The organism is Ruegeria sp. CDSA241 (assembly GCF_059611265.1).
Genome location: NZ_JBXWPF010000016.1, coordinates 13127 through 32495, shown reverse-complemented (window position 1 = coordinate 32495; position 19369 = coordinate 13127). Strand labels below are relative to the sequence as shown.

The following is a 19369-nucleotide window of genomic DNA, read 5'->3' as shown; positions in this document are numbered from 1 at the left end:
CTTCAATGTTAGAGACGAAATGGAGCCTGACATGACCAACCCCTTGTGGTTCGATCCCAGCTTGTGCCTGATTGGCGGCGCATGGCAGCGCCCAGCCTCGCAGGCCGATCTGCCGCTGATCAACCCCTCGGACGGATCTGAACTTTGCCGGATCGCGCGCGGAGATGCCGGTGACATCGACGCAGCCGTGGCCGCGGCCCAAAAAGCGTTGGATGGGGACTGGGGCCGCAAATCCGCATTAGAGCGCGGGCGCATTCTGACCCGGTTGGGTCAGATGGTGCTGGAGCGTGTCGATGATCTGGCCGCGTTGGAGGCGATGGATGTCGGCAAACCCCTGACACAGGCGCGCGCCGATGCGGTGGCACTGGCGCGGTATTGTGAGTTTTACGGAGGCGCGGCGGATAAGGTGATGGGCGAAACGATCCCTTATCTGGATGGCTATACCGTCTATACCCTGCGTGAACCGCATGGTGTGACGGGCCACATTGTGCCGTGGAATTACCCTATGCAGATCATCGGCCGCTCTGTCGGGGCGGCTTTGGCGATGGGCAATGCCTGTGTGCTGAAACCAGCGGAAGAGGCCTGTTTGACCGCGCTTGCCTTTGCCCATCTGGCGCAGCAGGCCGGGTTGCCGGCGGGCGCTTTGAACGTGGTTCCGGGGCTGGGGGCCGAGGCCGGGGCGGCGCTGTCGGCGCATCCGGGGATTCAGCATGTGTCCTTCACCGGCTCCGTTGCCACCGGCGCGTTGGTGCAACAGGCCGCTGGGCATAACGTGGTGCCAGTGACGCTGGAGCTGGGCGGGAAATCCCCGCAGCTGGTGTTCGACGATGCAGATCTGGATGCGGCCCTGCCATTTCTGGTGAATGCGGGCGTTCAGAACGCAGGGCAGACCTGTTCGGCCTCCTCCCGCGTTCTGGTGCAACGCGGAGTGTATGAGCAGGTCAAATCGCGCATGGCCTCGGCCTATTCCGAGTTGACCGTTGGGCCCGCGTCCGAAGATTTGCGCCTGGGGCCCCTGATTTCAGCACGTCAGAAGGACATCGTGACCGGATTTATCGACAAAGGCGCAGATCTGAATATCGTGGGCCAGGGGCCGATTGTTGGCCACGCACCCGAGATTGGTGCCTATGTGCAACCGACCCTGTTTGCCGACGTACCCCCTGATCATGTTTTGGCACAGGATGAGATTTTCGGCCCAGTCCAAGTGCTGATCCCCTTTGAGACCGAAGAAGAGGCCCTGCAGATCGCCAACTCCACCGATTACGGGCTGGTTGCCAGCATTTGGACACGCGATGGCGCGCGGCAGATGCGGCTGGCGAAGAAGTTGCGGTCGGGGCAGGTGTTTATCAACAATTACGGCGCTGGCGGCGGTGTGGAGCTGCCCTTTGGCGGTGTCGGGAAATCCGGCCATGGTCGCGAAAAAGGGTTCGAGGCGCTGTACGGGTTCTCACAGGTGAAAACGGTAGCTGCTTTCCATGGTTAGGGCCTAAACGATGACCTCGATTGGCTGTTGCACGCCAACGCCAAAGACACGTTTGTAGCGCTCGATCTGATCCGCCGGACCCATCGCTTTTTCCGGGTTGTCCGAGAGTTTAACCGTCGGGCGACCATTGGCCGAAACCGCCTTGCAGACCAACGAGAAGGGTGCCAGCGCGTCATCGGGAACCAGCCCTCTGAAATCATTGGTCAGCAGCGTGCCCCAGCCGAAGGATACTTTGGTGCGGCCTGCAAACTGACTTTGCAGTTCGCGGATTTTGCCGACATCCAGACCGTCAGAAAAGATCACGCGTTTCTGTTTGGGATCCTCACCGCGCGATTGCCACCATTTGATCGCAGTTTCTGCACCGGTTGCCGGATCACCGCTGTCGATTCTGATGCCGGTCCATCCCGCCAACCAATCTGGCGCGTCGTCCAGAAAACCCTTGGTGCCATAGGTATCAGGCAGGATGATCCGTAGGTTGCCGTCATGTTCCTCGTGCCAATCGCTAAGCACATCATAAGGTGCCTGCGCCAGTTTCTCATCAGTATCAGCCAGCGCAGAGTAAACCATGGGCAACTCGTGGGCATTGGTGCCGATGGCCTCGACCTCGCGCCGCATGGCGATCAGGCAGTTCGAGGTGCCGGTAAATGCAGGGCCCAGACCTTCGATCATGGCTTGGACGCACCAGTCCTGCCATAGAAAGGAATGCCGCCGCCTAGTGCCGAAATCGGCGATGCCCAGCCCCTGAATCCCTCGTAAGTGTTCGATTTTCTCCCATACACGGGTCATCGCACGAGCATAGAGAATTTGTAGCTCGAACCGCCGCATCGCATTCAGCACCGAGCGGGATCGCAGCTCCATCAGGACTGCCAATGCGGGAATTTCCCACAGCATGACCTCGTGCCATTTGCCTTCAAAGGTCAATTCGTACTGATCACCTTTGCGTTCAAGGTGGTAGGGCGGCAGTCGCAGGTTCTCGAACCACCCCATGAAATCCGAACGGAACATCTGACGTTTGCCATAAAAGGTATTGCCGCGCAGCCAAGTGCTTTCCCCCCGGCTCAGGCTGAGTGACCGAATGTGGTCCAGCTGTTCGCGCAGCTCTCCCTCATCAATCAATTCAGCCAATGGAATGTGATTCGACCGGTTAATAAGTGAAAACACCACATCCGTTTGGGGCTTATTTCGAAACACTGACTGGCACATCAGCAGTTTGTAGAAGTCTGTGTCGATTAAAGACCGGACAATCGGGTCAATCTTCCATTTGTGATTGTATACTCGCGTCGCAATATCGACCATTGGGAACTCCTGCGATTTCCGTTGTTAGATCAATAGGTGCGTGGAATGGCAAGAGTCGCTAAATTGATGACAATGACAAGGTCAAGTCACAATGCGAGCATATTGTGGGGTCTTTTCACCGGTTAGTGGAAAGAGGGGGATGGATAGTCGAGGTTTAGTTAGTGAATGGTTCTCGAGTACGACTTTGATATTGTAACGATCGCTTCGGGGGAAAACGATCCGGAGACGACCCCGTCAGGGGCGCAAAACGGACGCAAGGTGCGTGCGCTGTTTCGGAATGTGAAAACAGCCGATGCATTGCGGGCAGCGTCACCCAAAATACGCAAAATTTTTCATGATGCCGGTTTTGGTCTGGATTCGACGCGCAGCGAGATTACCCATGGATATTACCGTCCACAGGATACGGCGGACAGGGATCGCATTCTGCGAGCCTTGTTTCACAATATCCGGACGACGGGAGTCAAAGGCGAATATTGCGGCGAGTTTGATTTCCTGAAGTTCATGAACGATGTAAAAGCCGCCAAGCCGCGCGCCGGGTTGCCCAAAGAGGTTCCGATGTGGAAACCCAGGCCACAGCAGGCGGAATCGGTCGGACCAAAGCGCCGAACTGTACCAGGCCGGGTTGGGTTTGCTTTGGGGTTGGCGGTGATTATCTTTGCACTGCTCAAGTATCTGGCGGCTGCGGGGGCAACCCCTTAAATCAGCCGAACGCCAGCATCTTTCATCGCGGTCTCTGCCGAGGCCAATGACCCATCCAGATTAATTGCCCGGCAGGCTCTCATCTGAACTGACACGTCGAAACCCAGCCGCGCTGCGTCAACCGCAGAGTAGTAGACGCAGAAATCCGTGGCCAGTCCGACGAGTGTCAGTCTCTCGATTTCACGGGTGCGCAGATACCCTTCCAACCCGGTGGGCGTGGTCTGGTCGTTCTCAAAGAACGCCGAATAGCTATCGATGTTGCTGCGGAACCCTTTGCGCAGGATCAGATCGCCATCCGTACGCAGGTTCGTATGAAATGCTGCCCCATTTGTTCCCTGCACGCAGTGATCTGGCCACAAAACCTGAGGCCCATAAGGCATCTCGGTCATGTCATAGGGGTTTTTGCCCGCATGGCTGCTGGCAAAGGACGAATGCCCCGCAGGGTGCCAGTCTTGAGTCAGGATCACCGCGTCAAAATCTGGCATCATCGCGTTGATCGGAGCCACGATCTCATCTCCGCCGGGAACCGCCAACGCACCGCCGGGACAGAAATCGTTCTGAACATCGATCACAATAAGGGCATGGGTCATGGGGACCTCCTTCGGTTGCGTTATCGGTAGTGGGCGCGACAAGGGGCGTCAATCCGGTCTCTTGCGACTCTGTCCGCGCGGGTTTAGACCGCGCGCATGTATACGATCGCTGCTCTCTATCATTTCACCCGGTTCGCCAACCACGAAGCCCTTCGTGAGCCCTTGCTTGAGCTGTGCCGCGCGCAATCGGTCAAAGGGACGCTCTTGCTGGCACAGGAAGGGATCAATGGCACTATTGCCGGACCCCGCGCTGGCATTGACGCGGTTTTGGCCCATATCCGTGCGCTGCCCGGCTGTGCTGATCTGGAGTGGAAAGAGGCCACGTCTGACCAACCGCCATTTGGCAAGATCAAGGTACGCCTGAAAAAAGAGATCGTGACCATGGGCCAACCGGATATCGATCCGCGCGCCCGTGTCGGCAATTATGTCGAGCCCGAAGACTGGAATGATCTGATCCGCTCGGATGATGTGGTGGTGATCGACACCCGAAATGATTACGAGGTGGCAATCGGTACGTTTGAGGGCGCGTTAGACCCTGAAACAAGCAGTTTTCGTGAATTCCCCACCTGGTGGGAAGAAAACAAGGACCGGTTCCACAATAAGCGTGTGGCGATGTTTTGCACGGGTGGCATCCGGTGTGAGAAATCCACCAATTACCTGTTGGGTCAGGGGGTCGAGGATGTCTATCACCTGAAAGGTGGCATCTTGCGATACCTCGAGGAAATGCCCGTCGAGAACAGCACCTGGCAGGGCGAATGCTTTGTGTTCGACAACCGCGTATCTGTTGGGCATGGGCTGGTCGAAGGGCCGCACAACCTGTGCCATGGCTGCCGTCGCCCGATCCTTCCCGAGGATGTGAAACGTGCCGAATACGAACACGGCGTGTCCTGCCATCAATGCATAGAGGAAACCTCTGAGGTCGACAAAACCCGGTTCCGGGAACGTCAAAAACAGATCCTGCTGGCACGTCAGCGGGGACAGGAGCATCTGGGCGCAGACTGATTTGCTGAAATCTGGTTGCCACGCAGGACAGTCCACCGGATAATCCCGGAGATTTCAGCGCGTTGGAGGTTCCATGTCCCGAAAACCCACGACTTTGGAAGAATGGAAATCAACGCTGCTGGCGGCAGCCGCAATGGTGGTTGCCAGTTTCCTCGCATGGTTCGGTCTGTCCCGTCTGAGCGAGGGCACTGCAGGTGACACGATCGGTACGATCGCCTCTGTGGGGCTGGTTGTGTGGATGGTGTCTCAATCCTGGTTCTATATGACTCAGGTGAAATCACCGCGCCGCATTCTGTTTTTGATGGGTGTGTCCTTTATTCAGGTCGTTCCGTTCCTGTTCGCCGCTGCCTATGGCGCATTCGGGTACCAGGATAATTGCGTCATCGGGGCGCAAGGGCCCGCTGATATCCTGTATTTTTCTTATGTTACATTCACCACCGTTGGGTACGGCGATATGTCCCCAACCGGGCTGTGCCGCGCCCTGGCCGTGGCCGAGGCGGTGACCGGCTATATCCTACTGGGCCTGTTCGTCGCGGCGGCGGTGGCGTTGTATGCCCGCAATCATAGTCCGGATTAGGCTCTGATTTCGTCTATTTGTTTTGATCTATCCAACGCGACATCATCTGTTTGTCGCGAAAGCACTCCGACGGGATTGGGCGGCGTTTGCTGCGCGAGATACGTTCGGCAAAGGCAACCTGCTTGCCGGTCGGGTAATTTGCAAATGGCGAGGGATCATCAGGTTTGTGTTTGGAAATCCAGGCAGACATGGACTGACGGTCGCGCTGCGCCTCGACCGGAATCTCAAGTGCAGTTTGCTCCGCGATGGCGCGGGCATAGCGTATCTGCCGATCGGTGGCGGGCAGCAGGTGATAGTCGTTTGTCGGGCCGTGCGGGGCGGTGTTTCGCAATGAATGGGCCATCGGTTGATCCTCTGACTATGTAGAACATAAATAGAACATTTACCGAAAATTTCAAGCCACGGCCTGTTGGAATTGGCAGGAAATCGCTCTGGATCAGTTTTATTGACTGCTGAGTCAATAAAATATAAACGCGGAGGAAACAGCTTCTGATCAGGGAATCCCCACAATGAGATTTCAGCCCAAGGCGAGCCATTTCATCAACGGTGAATATGTCGACGACACGACCGGAGCACCCATAGACGTGATCTACCCTGCAACAGGGGAAGTGATCGCACGGCTGCATTCTGCTACTCCGCAGATCATAGATCAGGCTCTAAACAGTGCAAAATCGGCACAGGCAGACTGGGCCGCGATGTCTGGGACCGAAAGGGGCCGTGTTCTGCGCCGCGCCGCGGACATCATGCGCGAACGCAATCGTGATCTGTCGATCATCGAAACCCACGATACTGGAAAACCGCTGCAGGAAACGTTGGTTGCCGATGCAACCAGCGGAGCCGATGCGTTGGAATATTTCGGAGGTCTGGCGGCCTCGCTGACCGGCGCGCATATCCCGCTGGGTGGTGGGGATTTCGTATATACGATCCGTGAGGCGCTTGGGGTTTGCGTCGGAATCGGCGCGTGGAACTATCCAACCCAGATTGCCTGCTGGAAAGGCGCGCCTGCTTTGGCCTGCGGCAACACGATGGTATTCAAGCCTTCCGAGACCACGCCCTTGTCTGCTCTGCAAGTGGCCGAAATCCTGGTCGAGGCCGGGGCACCAAAGGGTGTCTATAACGTAATTCAGGGTTATGGCGATGTGGGCGCATCACTTGTGACGGACCCCCGTGTTGCCAAGGTCTCGCTGACCGGATCGGTACCGACAGGGCGCAAGGTTTATGCCGCAGCAGCCGATGGCATGAAGCATGTCACGATGGAACTAGGCGGCAAGTCCCCCATGATCGTGTTCGACGATGCGGATATCGAAAACGCCGTGTCTGGCGCCATTTTGGGGAATTTCTACTCCTCGGGTCAGGTCTGTTCCAACGGCACCCGCGTTTTTGTACACAAAGGCATCAAAGAAGCCTTCCTCGATCGCCTGTCCCAGCGTCTGGCGAATGTGAGAATCGGCGACCCGATGGATGAAGAGGTTAATTTCGGTCCGATGGTTAGCGAAAACCAGATGAATATCGCTCTGGGTTATGTTGAAAAAGGCAAGGCAGAAGGTGCGCGTTTGGTCTATGGCGGTGCGCGTATCGAAGGCGACGGGTTCTACATTCAGCCCGCCGTCTTTGCCGATGTGACCGATGACATGGCCATCGCGCGCGAGGAAATCTTCGGCCCGGTTATGTCAGTGTTGGATTTCGAAACCGAGGAAGAGGTGATGGCCCGCGCCAATAACACCGAATTCGGTCTGGCAGCCGGTGTGTTCACCAAAGATCTGACCCGAGCCCATCGTATCGCGGCCGCGTTCGAGGCGGGCACCTGCTATATCAACACTTACAACCTCGCACCGGTTGAAGCCCCGTTTGGCGGGTCAAAAATGTCTGGGGTCGGGCGGGAAAACTCGAAATTGGCAATCAATCATTTCAGCGAGATGAAAACGGTTTATGTCTCGATGAATGACGTCGAGGCGCCTTACTGACTAAACCCACCAATTCAGGCTCTGTTCATGAGGTTTTCCCTCGGGAACAGGGCATTGGATGCCGCGGTTCGTCAGGAGATCAGCCCTGACTGGGTGGCCACCCTGAGTTTTGCCCAGACGTTTCAGTCTGCCCTCATAAATGCGAGAAGCTGAGCGATATTCTCCCGGGCGTTGGCGCTGTTTTCAAGCAGGGCAGTTGCATCCGCCAATGGTCGTTCTTCAATCCTGGTTACAGGTTCTGCCAATGCCAGAGTCGCCCGCCTGACCTGTCCAAATTTTTGGTCGGCCTCAGGCTGCGGGACGTCTTCCATATCAGAAAGCCAGAACAATCTTTCTGCTTCGTTCACCCTGTCAAACTGCAACAGTACCCGCCCTGCATTTTCAAACTCACCTATATCCAGATTGGCCTGCGCCCGCAGTGACATGGCCTTGTCCGAGGGGTCATCCCCTAACTCCAGCAAGGCTTTGTGTGGCTGGCCGGACAACAATGCGGCCTGCGCGCGCAAAAGGGCTCGGTCCTTTCGCCTGATAGTGTCCTGAGGTCGGTTGGACCAAAAGAGCGTTGGACGGGCAAACCCCAGCGATGCCGACCTTTCGGCAATGGAGATTGCGGTTTCGGTTGTCAGCGATTGTGCCATCGGTTCGGGCAGGTTGATGATGCGCCGCAAAAAGGTATCGTCGTCGGCGCGCGCAGTCAGTATTTGAACGGCCCGGTCCAGCGTTTCAGCTGAATTCGGAATATCTTCTAACAGATCAAAAGACTGGTCGAACTCTTGGCCCAAACTCAGTGCCAGCGCATATGTCCGTTGCATAAGTGGCCCGATCTCAGATCGGCGCAATTCGACCGTATAAGATGCGGCAAGTTCGAGCTCCCGGGCGGAGGCTGACCCGCGTTCCGCCCACCGCTGTTCAATCAACCGCGCCAGCGCCAGAGGCGCTTCGAGCCCCGCTTCCGAGCTGCTCACTACGTCACTCAGCAAGGTTTCGGATTTTTCCTGATTACCTTCAGCCTTTGCAACACTGGCCTTGGCCTGTGTTGCGCCGGGGCTGGGTTTGGTTTCGATGCGATCAACAGCCCGCAAGACGCGCCGCGCGGCTTCAAGTTTTTGGGCTGCAACGAAAATGTCGGACAGCATAGGTCCGACTTGCCGGCGCAGATGATCCGGTAGTCGCGCAAAGGAATGTTCCATAACCCTTATCTGGGCATCTTCGGCGAGCTTACCCTCGGTCAGAGCGGCCCAGATTGCGGCGTCACTTTCGCAACGCTGTAGGTCGCGGAATGGATTTGACCCTTTCAGTGGCCGGTCGTCCAGAACAGCGGCAATCGCAGAAATCCGGTTCGTTTCCGGCGTCTCTTCACCCATCCAGCCAAGGCTGCGAACCGCCTCGGCACCGAAGCCGAAATACGCATAGAGCTTGGCAAGCTTCATGGCTCGTACTTTGTCAAGGCGATCAAACTCCTGAAAAAGGCCAGTGCGCAGCTCTGCCACCTGTTCGGGGAACAGGCGCTCATCGGACCAGCTGTCAAAACCTAGCTCGGCGCTGGAAATGCAGGCTGGTTTCTTTTCCAGTTGTGGAATGGATGGTCCCAGCAAGCCATCCAGATCGTCCAGTACCGACGTAACTGCGATGTTCAGGTCCATACGCGGTGGCATGTCGAGCGATTGATTGCCATTCGAGTTCCTGGGCCCAATCTGAGATAGTTCAAGATCAACCAGATCTCGGTCAGCGCCCTGCAACAATCGCGTCGATAGCTGGTCCTCAAATACCTGCGCATTGAGATTCAAAAGCGGCAATACCAGAGGATCAAGCGCCTGTGGCCCGGGCAGCGGGGCGTTTACCACAGCGGCTTTGGGCAGCGTTGGGGGTGGAATGTCGCTGCTGATCGGTGGAAGGGCTGCCCCCGGCGCAATATCCACAACGATCATCGTGTTTTGATGCAGAAATGCGGTGGCAAAGCAGTCGCAGCCGAATTCCATCTCTAACGCATCACCCGGGCTGGTCTGTGAGATCGCAGACAGACGGTTCTGCGACAGCCGCTGAAATACCGCTCCGGTTTGAAATTCGGCATCAGGAAGCGCCACGTTGAGTCTTGCGCCATTCTTCGTTTGCTTCAGACCCCATTCCGTACCCGGGGGCACCTGCACAACAAGACGCGTATATCCGTCATGCTCGCCCGATCGCACAGAAATGTCGCGCGCGCCAGCCTGTCCAGCGGCCGTAAGCGCCGCTGAAACCATCAGGGCGTATCGGATCATGCCGCTGCCTGCTTGAGCTCTTTCAAGGCCTCTTCAAGTTCTGAGAAACCCGGCCTGTTATGGGTGGGAGTGTTCTGCCGCCCGACCTCAATGCACATGGCAGGGTTGTGGTTGTGCAGGTTGGCAACCAGAACCTCTTTGATCAACTGATAGAAATGATTGTCTTCTTCCACCACGGATTTGAGTTTTCCTGCAAATGGGCCGACCAGCCCATAAGCCAGAAAGACCCCCAGGAACGTCCCGACCAAAGCGCCACCGATCAGCTTTCCCAACACTTCTGGGGGTTGATCAATCGATCCCATCGTTTTGATAACGCCCAGAACTGCCGCAACAATTCCAAGTGCGGGCAGGCCGTCAGCAACAGTCTGTAGCGCGTGGCTAGAGTGCATCGCGTGGTGAAAATTCGCCTCCATCCGCTTTTCCAGCACCTCTTCGACCTGGTGGGGATCGTCATAATTCAAAGAGGCAGCCCGCATCGTGTCGCAGATCAAGTCGACGGCTTCTTTGTCGGCCTGAATTTTCGGATAAGTCGAAAACAGAGGCGAGTTTTCGGGGTCTTCGATATGCTGTTCAACCTCGACCGGGTTGGCCTTGGCGATCCGGATCAGCGAAAACAACAGGCACAGTAGATCACGGTAGTCATTGGGCTTCCACTTCGGCCCTTTGAATACTTTTGCCATATCCCTGATCGTGTGCTTCACGGCGCTCAGGTCATTGCTGATCATAAATGCGCCGACCGCGGCGCCACCGATCATCATCATCTCGAACGGCAGGGATTTCATGATGATGGTCATTTTCCCACCAGCCGCCAAATAGCCGCCGAACACCATGACGAAAATAATGACAATTCCGACAATTCCGATCATAAGAGGTCTCCGGTGAATTCCGATGCAGGGTTGAAAATCATGGGGGCTACTCCTGCGGAGCCGAAGCGTTTCGCCCGGCCATAATCACGCTGATTGTATAGGCAGCCTCGGGGTTCAGGCCTGCCAAAACACCGGCTGCGGCATCGGGCGGCATCCGTGACAGGAATCCGGCGGCAAAGGTCGGGTCCATCGTTTCAAACAGGGCGGCCGCGTCTTTCGGCTTCATGTTCTGATAGACATCCGTCAGGCGCGTCAGGTCTGTCTCAGCCGCTTTTTCTGCAATGGCCAGCGTCTCACGCAGCGCCTCTTCTGCCTGCTGCAGGGTGGCCAGGCGGGCCTCGATGGCCTGATCGGCAATGGCCAGCGCCTTTTCCCGATCAATGGCGGTGGCTTCGCGCTTTTTCAACGCCTCTTCGCGCCGCAGCAATTCGGTCAGCAATATCCGGGCTCCGGGCAGCTCTGCTTGGGTCTCTTTCGGAATTGCTTCTGCCTGCTCGGCCCCTTTTGCCAGGGCTGGTGCAGCCTCAAACCCCAGCCGAATCGCGGCTGACCCAAGCATCAACAGTGAAATAACTGTCAGGACACCGCTTCTTGGTCGTTTCTCTACAACGTGTCCGCTCATGTCGCGGCCTCTCCGCTATTGCGGTCGTGGCGGAAAAACATCAGCCCGCCCGGGCGCTTTTCCTGAGTGTCCTCAAATTTGGGCGCAGCAGGATCCTCTGGCTTTTCCACCGCCTCGATTGGAACCTCTTCAGGCACAGGATCCGTCGTTGGTTCCGCGGCCTTGGGTTCTTGCGGCTTGGGATCTTCAACCTTGATGTCATTGGCGGGTTCTTCGGCCGGAATGACATCATGCATCGAAGCCATCATCAGTTCGAGCCGCTGAGCAACCGATTCCGCCCTTTGGGTCAGAGCTTCAAGCACAAGGCCCGATTGGTCCGAGGCCGTCCGCGCCGAATCAAGCGACTTCTTCAGCTCATCCGCCTGGGATGACAGGACAGCAACCGCGCCACCGACCCCCTGTTCCAGATTAGTGAACCGCTTTAACCGACGGGACAGCACAAAACAGTAAAGACCCGCGCCCAGCGCACCTGCGACCAGCAAAATATCTGCAATCAGCTCCATCTCGGCCTCCTAATTCAATACGAATTCCATCACGAGGACATCGCGCACGCGCCCTTCGCCGACGACGATTTCAATGCGACGCAAAAGATGGCCGCGGATGCGCATCAGTGCGAGCGAATCCTCCAGATCCGACACTTCGACCGCCCGCAGGTACCCGTTCAGCACATCCATGATTCGAGGCTTCATCTTCTCGACATCCGAGACGTAGCCGCTGTTCACCTCAAGCTGGGCGTGGAACTTCAGATGCCGCGAATCGCCGGCATTGACCGAGACGATCACCGCCGGCAGGTCGATAAAACCAACCTCGGGCAGGGCCTTAACCTCGGCCCCTTTGTCTTTTTCCTTGGCGTCTTCCGCGGCTGGTTGGCCGCCAAATGGCAGCAGTCCCGAAGTGGTCAGGAAATACCCGCCCGCAGCCCCGGCAACGGCCAGAATCACCCCGATGATCATTCCTTTTTTCCCCAATTTTTCCGGGGCTTCTGCCTGTTCTGCAGTCGCGTCAGTCATGACGTCCTCATTCATTCAGTCTGGGGATGTCATAACCCGGCAGGGACTAACCGATTGTTAAGGGCAATCGTCCAAACAGGGGATGCGCCGGGCAGAATGTCGGCGAGTCGGAGGTGAGCGTGCAGCAGATCGGAACTGTCTGGGCAAGTTTGGACAGGCGAAAGCAAATCATTGTCGCCGGTGCAGTCGTGCTGGTGTTTTTGGGGGTCCTTGCGATGTCGCGGTTGGCGACGGCGCCGTCGATGACCCTACTCTATGCCGGGCTGGAAAGCGGCGCGGCGGGGGATATCGTTCGATCACTGGATCAGCGCGGCGTACAGTATGAGATTCGAGGCGGTTCGATTTACGTGCCCGGCTCGCAGCGGGACGAATTGCGCATGACTCTGGCCAGCGAAGGCCTGCCTGCGAACGGAAACCGCGGGTATGAGCTTTTGGATTCACTCAGCGGCTTTGGCACCACCTCGCAAATGTTCGATGCGGCCTATTGGCGTGCGAAAGAGGGTGAGCTCGCGCGCACGATTGTCGGCAGCCCTCACATAAGTCAGGCGCGCGTGCATATTGCCAACGGGTCAACGAACCCGTTTCAGCGCAGCGTCGCGCCGACGGCTTCGGTCTATCTGGTGTCCTCGGGTGCGGATATCACTTCGGATCAGGCCAAGGCGATCCGTTTTCTGGTCTCTTCTGCCGTCAGCGGCCTCGCACCCGAGAATGTGGCGGTGATTGATTCCAATGGTGCGGTCATTGGCGCAAAAGAGACTGCGGTGGCAGCAGATTCTGCGGATGACAAGTCGCGCCAGCTGCGCGAACGGGTCCTGCGTCTGATTGAGGCCCGAGTGGGGGCCGGAAATGCAGTCGTTGAGGTCAGTGTTGATACGGTCACTAAAACCGAATCCATCCGTGAAAGGCGCTTTGATCCTAAGGGGCGCGTGGCCATCAGCACCGATGTCGAGGAACGGTCTGACAGCGCCCGGAACCAATCGTCCGATGTCACGGTTGCGTCGAACCTGCCCGATGGCGACGGCGCGGGCGGGGATGCATCCAATTCGAATGCCACACAGACACGGGAACGGGTCAACTATGAGGTATCCGAGACTGAGTTAGAGGTTCACACCGCACCCGGTGCGATCAAGCGCCTGACCGTTGCGGTTCTGGTGAATGGAACGCGTTCTGTGGATGCCTCTGGTGCTGAAAGCTTTGTGCCGTTGCCTCAGACAGAGCTTGATGCGCTGGCTGAGCTTGTGGCCTCGGCCGTTGGGTTCGATGCCGAACGTGGCGACGTCATCACACTGAAATCGCTGGATCTGCCCGCAGTAGAGCCTGGCGGAACTGTGGTTTCGTCCTCGATCTGGCAGCAGGTTCATTTTGACGCGATGTCACTGGTCCAAATGGCCGTTCTGGCGATCGTGATGCTGGTTCTGGGATTGTTCGTGATCCGCCCGATCCTGATGAAACCGGCCCTTGCCCCCGCCCTTTTGCCGGCGGGAACACCGCCAGAGCCCGAGGCGGTTCTGACCGGTGAGATCGCGACCGAAGAGGGCGGGCAATTCGCCGCTATTCCGGGACATACCCCGGGGGATGTACCCGCGCTGGCGGCAAATCCGGGCGCTGATCCGGTTGATCGGCTGCGGGCCATGATCGGCGACAAGCAGGAGGAGACCGTGGAAATCCTGCGCAGCTGGCTTGAAGAAAGTGAGGAGCGTGCGTGATGTCGATAGCTCATCTTCTTGAGGATTTCACTGTACAGGCAGGCGGCGGCAAAGTTCATTTATTGGACGAAGAGGCGCTGGAAGAACAGCGGCTTGGTGCCTTCGAACACGGCTATAGCGCCGGATGGGACGATGCCCTTCAGGCCCAGGAACAGGGTCGTGGAAAGGTATCAGACAACCTTGCCCGCGCGCTCGAGGATATGTCCTTTACTTATCATGAGGCGACGAGCCGGATGACAATGTCGTTAGAGCCCATGTTCCAGAGCCTCGTCAATCTGGTGTTGCCGAACACCCTGGATCGGGGGCAGGCCACGCGGCTGGTCGAACAGCTTACAGAAATGGCCGGTGAACAGATTGGCCAACCGATGCAAATCTTTGTGCCTTCGGGGTTCGTGAGTGTTGTCGAAGGGCTGTTGCCCCCCGAATTGGCCACCCCGACCCGCGTTGTCGAGGACCCGTCTCTTGGGGCCGGTCAGGCGCGTCTGCAGGTTGGTACTTCGCAGCGAGAGGTGGATAGCAGCGCCTTGCTAGAGACAATCCGTTCAGCATTTGACGCTTACGTGTATGAGGCAAAAGAGGCATTGAACAATGAGTGACCCGCAATCCCCCAAACCCGAAAAAGCCAGCCCGTTTGATTCCATTCCGATCGAGGTAACCGTGTCAGTCGGTCGGGCGCGCCCGCTCATCCGGGATCTGCTGAATATGGGGGAAAACGCTGTTCTCATCCTGGACAAACGGATCGAAGATCCTGTGGACCTATATGTTGGCGATCAACTGGTGGCGCGCGGTCTGCTGGAAGAGATGGAGGGTGATCAAGCCGGGCAACTGGCCGTGCGCCTAACCGAAATCGCGGATCTGCAGAACGGGATCGGGTAATGCGTTTCCTGTATTGGGTGGCGGTGCTGCTGACGCTGACGCCGTCTCTGGCCGCCGCGCAAGAGGTGTCGCTGTCACTGGGCGAAGGCGGGTCGATTTCCGCGCGCACCATTCAGTTGATTTTGCTGATTACCGTGCTCAGCCTTGCGCCTGGGCTGGCGATCATGATTACCTGTTTCCCGTTCCTGATCACCGTTCTGGCCATCTTGCGGCAAGGGATCGGATTGCAGCAATCCCCCCCCAACATGCTGATCGTCAGCCTCGCACTGTTTCTGACCTATTTCATCATGGAGCCGGTCTTTTCCGAATCCTGGGCCACAGGCATTCGCCCCATGGTCGAAGAAGCGATGGAGGTCGAACCAGCGTTGGAGCGCGCGTTGCAGCCGTTTCGTGCCTTTATGGCAGGGCGAGTTGATCCCGATACCTTCCATGCCATTGCGGCCCTACGCCCTGGGGGTGATACTGTGTCCTTGTCGGCCGAGGCACCCTTGTCGATCTTGATGCCGTCTTTCATGCTCTCTGAGATAGCGCGGGCCTTTCAGATCGGGTTTCTGATCTTCCTGCCGTTTCTGATCATTGATCTTGTGGTGGCCGCTGTGCTGATGTCGATGGGGATGATGATGGTTCCGCCTGCAACAGTGTCGCTGCCGTTCAAACTAGCCTTCTTTGTCATCGCCGACGGCTGGTCGCTGATCGCAAGCGCGCTGGTGCGTAGCTATATGACATGAATCGTCACTGCCTGGTGATCTGCAGACGTGCGCGCAGGCCTTGCTCTCCGGCTTCGAAGCTGAGGGTGCCGCCATGCTGTTCCGCGATTGTCGCCGCGATTGTCAGTCCCAGACCAAACCCATCCGAAGACCCGGAGTTTGACCCGCGCCGGAACGGGGCCATCAGGGCTTCGATATCCGAGACGGACAGATCGGCCCCTTTGTCCTCGACGGTGATGGTTGCTATTTTGGCATCGGTTTCCAGCTGAACCTCGGCATGGCGCCCATATTTCAGCGCATTGTCGATCAGGTTGGTCAGGGCGCGCTTTAGCGAAATTGGCCTGCCAACGACCAGTATCCGCCGGGTCTCGGGCAGGGATCCATGCCCTCGGCGCGACATGAAAACGGACGTGCCGCCCTGTACCGCCACTGGGGCCAGCTTTTTCAGGGTCACCGGCAGTCCCATATCCTGATAGTCCGCGACCAGAGCCTCGACCAGCGACGTCAGTGAAATCTGCCGCGGTTCTTCGATGCTCAGCTCGGACCGTGTGTAGGTCAGAACGCTTTCGATCATGCCGGTCATCTGATCGACATCGGCCTCAAGTTTTTCGCGCAGCTCGGCATCTGGGATCAATGCGGCACGCAGCCGGACGCGGGTGGCCGGGGTGCCCAGATCGTGGCTGACACCCGATAAAACAGTGGCGCGCTTTTCCAGTTGCATGCGCTCTGCGTCCAGATGCTCGTTCACGGCAGAGACGATGTCGCGCAGTTCGGCCGGGCCATCGGCCTCATAACTGTTCGGCCCACCCCGCCTTTTGCGGTCGCGCAAGGCAGTAGAAAAGCGGGTGAAACTGTCTGATACATTGCCCACCGAGGTCAGGATCACCGCCAGCGCGACAATAGCGACCAGAATCGTAGGCAGACGCAGGTCGGTTGGGGCTGCACGGCATCCCCAGATATCTGTCCCGTCCACCTGTTGCCATGCGCCGCGCCCATAGCGGGCGATCAGTATCGGTTCGCTGCAATAGGTCGCCAAAAGCCGGGTCAGGTTGCCCATTTTCTCAGGGCCGGTCTGGTCGATGCCGGAGAGGATGTCGGACACCGGGTAAACTAGCCGGTCTGACATCACAGCCAGCGTCAGCTCTCGGCCTGAAACGGGTGCTGAGCTGTCAGTCAGGATCGACAGGTTGGTGACAAAGCTGCGATCCGAAAACCCGGGAAGTTGCTCAAACTGCCCGGCATCCGCCAGGCTGGCTGCTTTGGGCGGCAATGGTACGATGGAGATGCCTGGCGGTGGGGATTTACCGATGCGCAAATCCTCGTAAATAGCGAACCCGGCAACATATGCACGGGTCTGGAATTCCTGCCATGCCCGGGCCGAGGCGAACCAAAGGCCTGCGGCCAGCAACCCCGAGGTAAAAGCGGCGCAGGTCCAGATCCAGCCCAGGCTGCGCAGGCGCGTGGCGCGGACGGTCATGCGGTTTCGTCCACAGACACCTCTGCGGCAAAGATATAGCCCACACCGCGTTCGGTCTTCAGCATTTGCGGGTCTTTGGGGTTGGCTTCGATCTTGGATCGCAGCCGCCCGACCAGCATGTCGATGGCGCGTCCCTGGCCTTCGCTCTTGTCATTAGCGCCTGTTACATCCAGGGCCGCGGCGATTTCATCCCGGGTCAGGGGAATATGCGGGTTGGCCAGAAAAACCTTGAGCATTGCTGTTTCTCGCTGCGACAGGGATACCAGATATCCGTCGGGCGAATGCACTTCGTCCCGTTTGCCGTCATAGAGCCAGCCGTCAAACCTAAAGGAGCGGGTGCGGCGGCGATAGGCAAGCGAAGGTGTACGACGCGCCCGTTGCATGACGGCGCGTACGCGAGCCAGCATCAGTTGCGGATTAAAAGGCTTGGCGATGTAATCGTCGGCGCCCACCTCATACCCGGCCATGCGTTGATGATCGGCGGACAAGGCCGAGACCAGAATGATCGGCACGTCCTGTTCGGCCCGCAGGCGGGCACAGATATCAACGCCGTTTTCATCCCCCAGCATCACATCCAACAGAATCAGGTCGATCCGACCCGACTTGAGATGGGCGCGGATTTCGCTTTCGGAACTGGCGGGCAGCGCAATGAAGCCATTCTGTTGCAGGAACTGGGTCATCATCGACCGCATTTCAGGGTCGTCATCCACCACCAACAGCCGCGGAATGCTCACAGTGTTCGTCCTCCTGTTCTCTGGCCCCAAACTTCGTCCATTGTAACGAACGGAAACAGATTCAATGCTAACGTAACACGCTGTAACAAAAGCGGTGAAAATTTGCGCCATTCCCGGGTATTGGCCCGGATTTAGCGTTGTCAGACTCAGATAGGGACACAGTATTGCGGCATTGCCATTTTGACTGGCACCGAATTCTCAGGGAGGAGAAAACATGAAACGATTTTCTTTTGCGACTGTGTCCGCATTGGCCGTCGCAGCCGGATCATCTGTGGTGGCCGAACCACAGGCGGAGGTCTTGCATTGGTGGACATCCGGTGGCGAGGCCAAATCGGTGGCCGTGCTTCAGGAAGAGTTTGCCTCGAACGGGGGCACATGGACCGATATGCCTGTCGCAGGCGGCGGCGGTGATGCGGCCATGACAGCGCTGCGGGCGCGGGTTCTGGCAGGCAACGCGCCGACAGCGGTTCAGCTGAAAGGCCCGGCGATTCAGGAATGGTATGAAGAGGGCGTACTGGCCGATATCTCGAACGTGGCCGCCGCCGAGGGCTGGGCCGAGGTTCTGCCCGCGTCGATCGCCGGTCACATGATGTGCGAAGGCACTTGGTGCGCGGCGCCGGTGAACGTTCACCGCATCGACTGGATTTGGGCCAATGCCGATGTGCTGGCCGCAAACGGAATTGAGATGCCGACCACATGGGACGAGTTCAACGCCGCAGCCGAAAAACTGCAGGCCGCCGGTGTGATCCCGCTGGCGCATGGCGGTCAGGCCTGGCAGGACGCTACGGTTTTCGAAGCCGTCGCGCTGGGTCTTGGCGGACCGGAATTCTATCAGAAAGCCCTGGTCGATCTGGACCCCGAGGCGTTGACCTCGGACACAATGATCCAGGTCTTTGACCAAATGCGCACCCTGCGTGGTTATGTGGACGAGAATTTCTCGGGTCGCGACTGGAACCTTGCCACCGCGATGGTGATGAACGGCGAAGCGGCCTTTCAGATCATGGGTGACTGGGCCAAGGGCGAATTCCTGGCAGCGGGCAAGAAGCCTGGTGAGGATTTCCTCTGCGCCTCGACCCCCGGCGATGGATATCTGTATAACGTCGACAGTTTTGCCATGTTCGAGGTTGAGGGCGACGACAATCGCGCCGGTCAGGAATTGCTGGCCAAGCTGATTGTTGCACCGAACTTTCAGGAAGTGTTCAACCTGAACAAAGGTTCGATCCCGGCCCGGACCGATGTGTCGCTGGATGCCTTTGACATCTGCGCGCAAATCTCGGCCGAAGACATGGGCTCGACCTCGGCAGGTGGTTCACTGCTGCCGTCTTATGCCCATGGCATGGCGCTGCGCGGGTCGCAGGCTGGTGCGATCACAGATGTTGTGACCGCGCATTTCAACTCGGATATGTCCTCGGCTGACGCGGTTCAGCAACTGGCGGACGCGGTGGCCAACAGCTACTGATCCAATACGCTCTGCCCCCAAGGTGTGGGGCAGAGCATCTTTC

General features: G+C 57.8%; 20 protein-coding genes. 10 read left to right on the top strand and 10 right to left on the bottom strand.

The annotated features are described in order from the left end of the window. The first annotated feature begins 31 nt into the window (after positions 1–31). The gene (locus tag AC2FJV_RS14755) at positions 32–1483 is read left to right on the top strand and encodes an aldehyde dehydrogenase family protein (protein ID WP_496714000.1); all 1452 of its coding nucleotides are present in this window, start codon (positions 32–34) and stop codon (positions 1481–1483) included. Positions 1484–1486: 3 nt separating this feature from the next. On the opposite strand, the gene pncB is transcribed toward AC2FJV_RS14755, so the two are convergent. Then, positions 1487–2779 (bottom strand): nicotinate phosphoribosyltransferase, encoded by a 1293-nt coding sequence (pncB, locus tag AC2FJV_RS14750; RefSeq protein WP_142638615.1) that lies wholly within the window; start codon positions 2777–2779, stop codon positions 1487–1489. A gap of 165 nt (positions 2780–2944) precedes the next feature. Here pncB and AC2FJV_RS14745 point away from each other — a divergent pair, with 165 nt between their 5' ends. Next, positions 2945–3478 (top strand): hypothetical protein, encoded by a 534-nt coding sequence (locus AC2FJV_RS14745; protein ID WP_282022091.1) that lies wholly within the window; start codon positions 2945–2947, stop codon positions 3476–3478. Here the strand turns inward: AC2FJV_RS14745 and pncA are convergent. After that, positions 3475–4068 (bottom strand): bifunctional nicotinamidase/pyrazinamidase, encoded by a 594-nt coding sequence (gene pncA / locus AC2FJV_RS14740; RefSeq protein ID WP_496713999.1) that lies wholly within the window; start codon positions 4066–4068, stop codon positions 3475–3477. The genes AC2FJV_RS14745 and pncA overlap by 4 nt on opposite strands. A gap of 96 nt (positions 4069–4164) precedes the next feature. On the opposite strand from pncA, the gene trhO reads away from it, so the two are divergent. After that, positions 4165–5070: an oxygen-dependent tRNA uridine(34) hydroxylase TrhO gene (trhO, locus tag AC2FJV_RS14735; RefSeq protein ID WP_496694325.1), complete on the top strand. Its 906-nt coding sequence runs from the start codon at positions 4165–4167 to the stop codon at positions 5068–5070. 73 nt (positions 5071–5143) lie between these two features. Further along, positions 5144–5647: a potassium channel family protein gene (locus tag AC2FJV_RS14730; RefSeq protein WP_281973307.1), complete on the top strand. Its 504-nt coding sequence runs from the start codon at positions 5144–5146 to the stop codon at positions 5645–5647. 13 nt (positions 5648–5660) lie between these two features. Here the strand turns inward: AC2FJV_RS14730 and AC2FJV_RS14725 are convergent, their stop codons facing one another. Then, a complete protein-coding gene (locus AC2FJV_RS14725) occupies positions 5661–5990 on the bottom strand; it encodes a hypothetical protein (RefSeq protein ID WP_271952366.1) in 330 nt (109 codons plus the stop codon). A gap of 166 nt (positions 5991–6156) precedes the next feature. Here AC2FJV_RS14725 and betB point away from each other — a divergent pair, with 166 nt between their 5' ends. Next, on the top strand, positions 6157–7611 hold the full coding sequence (betB, locus tag AC2FJV_RS14720) for a betaine-aldehyde dehydrogenase (RefSeq protein WP_496713998.1): 1455 nt from the start codon (positions 6157–6159) through the stop codon (positions 7609–7611). Between the two features lie 122 nt (positions 7612–7733). On the opposite strand, the gene AC2FJV_RS14715 is transcribed toward betB, so the two are convergent. From AC2FJV_RS14715 to AC2FJV_RS14695, 5 genes are read right to left on the bottom strand one after another with little or no spacing between them, the layout of a single operon-like run. Further along, the gene (locus tag AC2FJV_RS14715; protein ID WP_496713997.1) at positions 7734–9869 is read right to left on the bottom strand and encodes a hypothetical protein; all 2136 of its coding nucleotides are present in this window, start codon (positions 9867–9869) and stop codon (positions 7734–7736) included. Then, a complete protein-coding gene (gene motA, locus AC2FJV_RS14710) occupies positions 9866–10735 on the bottom strand; it encodes a flagellar motor stator protein MotA (RefSeq protein ID WP_496690254.1) in 870 nt (289 codons plus the stop codon). The genes AC2FJV_RS14715 and motA overlap by 4 nt, the downstream gene beginning before the upstream one ends. Before the next feature lie 46 nt (positions 10736–10781). After that, the gene (locus tag AC2FJV_RS14705) at positions 10782–11357 is read right to left on the bottom strand and encodes a MotE family protein (RefSeq protein WP_496713996.1); all 576 of its coding nucleotides are present in this window, start codon (positions 11355–11357) and stop codon (positions 10782–10784) included. Beyond that, entirely contained in the window at positions 11354–11860 is a 507-nt protein-coding gene (locus AC2FJV_RS14700) for a hypothetical protein (protein ID WP_496690252.1), read from the bottom strand. Before AC2FJV_RS14700 ends, AC2FJV_RS14705 begins: the two co-directional genes overlap by 4 nt. 9 nt (positions 11861–11869) lie before the next feature. Beyond that, positions 11870–12367 carry a flagellar basal body-associated FliL family protein gene (locus AC2FJV_RS14695; RefSeq protein WP_281995697.1) on the bottom strand — a complete coding sequence of 166 codons (498 nt, stop codon included), beginning with the start codon at positions 12365–12367 and terminating at the stop codon, positions 11870–11872. Between the two features lie 119 nt (positions 12368–12486). Between AC2FJV_RS14695 and fliF the strand changes: the two genes are divergently transcribed. From fliF to fliP, 4 genes are read left to right on the top strand one after another with little or no spacing between them, the layout of a single operon-like run. Next, complete coding sequence (fliF, locus tag AC2FJV_RS14690; RefSeq protein WP_281995696.1) at positions 12487–14073, top strand: flagellar basal-body MS-ring/collar protein FliF; 1587 nt, start codon at positions 12487–12489, stop codon at positions 14071–14073. Beyond that, positions 14073–14669, top strand: coding sequence for a FliH/SctL family protein (locus AC2FJV_RS14685; RefSeq protein ID WP_281995695.1), 597 nt, complete (start codon positions 14073–14075; stop codon positions 14667–14669). Before fliF ends, AC2FJV_RS14685 begins: the two co-directional genes overlap by 1 nt. Then, positions 14662–14949, top strand: a complete 288-nt coding sequence (locus AC2FJV_RS14680; protein WP_281995694.1) for a FliM/FliN family flagellar motor switch protein — start codon at positions 14662–14664, stop codon at positions 14947–14949. Before AC2FJV_RS14685 ends, AC2FJV_RS14680 begins: the two co-directional genes overlap by 8 nt. Next, a complete protein-coding gene (fliP, locus tag AC2FJV_RS14675) occupies positions 14949–15677 on the top strand; it encodes a flagellar type III secretion system pore protein FliP (RefSeq protein WP_496690251.1) in 729 nt (242 codons plus the stop codon). Before AC2FJV_RS14680 ends, fliP begins: the two co-directional genes overlap by 1 nt. A 4-nt stretch (positions 15678–15681) precedes the next feature. Here the strand turns inward: fliP and AC2FJV_RS14670 are convergent, their stop codons facing one another. Beyond that, positions 15682–17133 (bottom strand): sensor histidine kinase, encoded by a 1452-nt coding sequence (locus AC2FJV_RS14670; protein ID WP_142638646.1) that lies wholly within the window; start codon positions 17131–17133, stop codon positions 15682–15684. Next, on the bottom strand, positions 17130–17867 hold the full coding sequence (locus tag AC2FJV_RS14665; protein WP_142638648.1) for a response regulator transcription factor: 738 nt from the start codon (positions 17865–17867) through the stop codon (positions 17130–17132). The genes AC2FJV_RS14670 and AC2FJV_RS14665 overlap by 4 nt, the downstream gene beginning before the upstream one ends. A gap of 214 nt (positions 17868–18081) precedes the next feature. Here AC2FJV_RS14665 and AC2FJV_RS14660 point away from each other — a divergent pair, with 214 nt between their 5' ends. Beyond that, positions 18082–19326: an ABC transporter substrate-binding protein gene (locus tag AC2FJV_RS14660; protein WP_271952389.1), complete on the top strand. Its 1245-nt coding sequence runs from the start codon at positions 18082–18084 to the stop codon at positions 19324–19326. Positions 19327–19369: the final 43 nt, after the last annotated feature.

Coding starts and splice junctions, on each gene's coding strand:
- AC2FJV_RS14670 (WP_142638646.1), bottom strand. CDS start 17,133: ATGACCGTCCGCGCCACGCGCCTGCGCAGCCTGGGCTGGATCTGGACC.
- motA (WP_496690254.1), bottom strand. CDS start 10,735: ATGATCGGAATTGTCGGAATTGTCATTATTTTCGTCATGGTGTTCGGC.
- AC2FJV_RS14695 (WP_281995697.1), bottom strand. CDS start 12,367: ATGACTGACGCGACTGCAGAACAGGCAGAAGCCCCGGAAAAATTGGGG.
- AC2FJV_RS14725 (WP_271952366.1), bottom strand. CDS start 5,990: ATGGCCCATTCATTGCGAAACACCGCCCCGCACGGCCCGACAAACGAC.
- AC2FJV_RS14680 (WP_281995694.1), top strand. CDS start 14,662: ATGAGTGACCCGCAATCCCCCAAACCCGAAAAAGCCAGCCCGTTTGAT.
- AC2FJV_RS14685 (WP_281995695.1), top strand. CDS start 14,073: ATGTCGATAGCTCATCTTCTTGAGGATTTCACTGTACAGGCAGGCGGC.
- pncA (WP_496713999.1), bottom strand. CDS start 4,068: ATGACCCATGCCCTTATTGTGATCGATGTTCAGAACGATTTCTGTCCC.
- AC2FJV_RS14705 (WP_496713996.1), bottom strand. CDS start 11,357: ATGAGCGGACACGTTGTAGAGAAACGACCAAGAAGCGGTGTCCTGACA.
- AC2FJV_RS14730 (WP_281973307.1), top strand. CDS start 5,144: ATGTCCCGAAAACCCACGACTTTGGAAGAATGGAAATCAACGCTGCTG.
- pncB (WP_142638615.1), bottom strand. CDS start 2,779: ATGGTCGATATTGCGACGCGAGTATACAATCACAAATGGAAGATTGAC.
- fliP (WP_496690251.1), top strand. CDS start 14,949: ATGCGTTTCCTGTATTGGGTGGCGGTGCTGCTGACGCTGACGCCGTCT.
- trhO (WP_496694325.1), top strand. CDS start 4,165: ATGTATACGATCGCTGCTCTCTATCATTTCACCCGGTTCGCCAACCAC.
- AC2FJV_RS14715 (WP_496713997.1), bottom strand. CDS start 9,869: ATGATCCGATACGCCCTGATGGTTTCAGCGGCGCTTACGGCCGCTGGA.
- AC2FJV_RS14745 (WP_282022091.1), top strand. CDS start 2,945: ATGGTTCTCGAGTACGACTTTGATATTGTAACGATCGCTTCGGGGGAA.
- AC2FJV_RS14700 (WP_496690252.1), bottom strand. CDS start 11,860: ATGGAGCTGATTGCAGATATTTTGCTGGTCGCAGGTGCGCTGGGCGCG.
- AC2FJV_RS14755 (WP_496714000.1), top strand. CDS start 32: ATGACCAACCCCTTGTGGTTCGATCCCAGCTTGTGCCTGATTGGCGGC.
- AC2FJV_RS14660 (WP_271952389.1), top strand. CDS start 18,082: ATGAAACGATTTTCTTTTGCGACTGTGTCCGCATTGGCCGTCGCAGCC.
- betB (WP_496713998.1), top strand. CDS start 6,157: ATGAGATTTCAGCCCAAGGCGAGCCATTTCATCAACGGTGAATATGTC.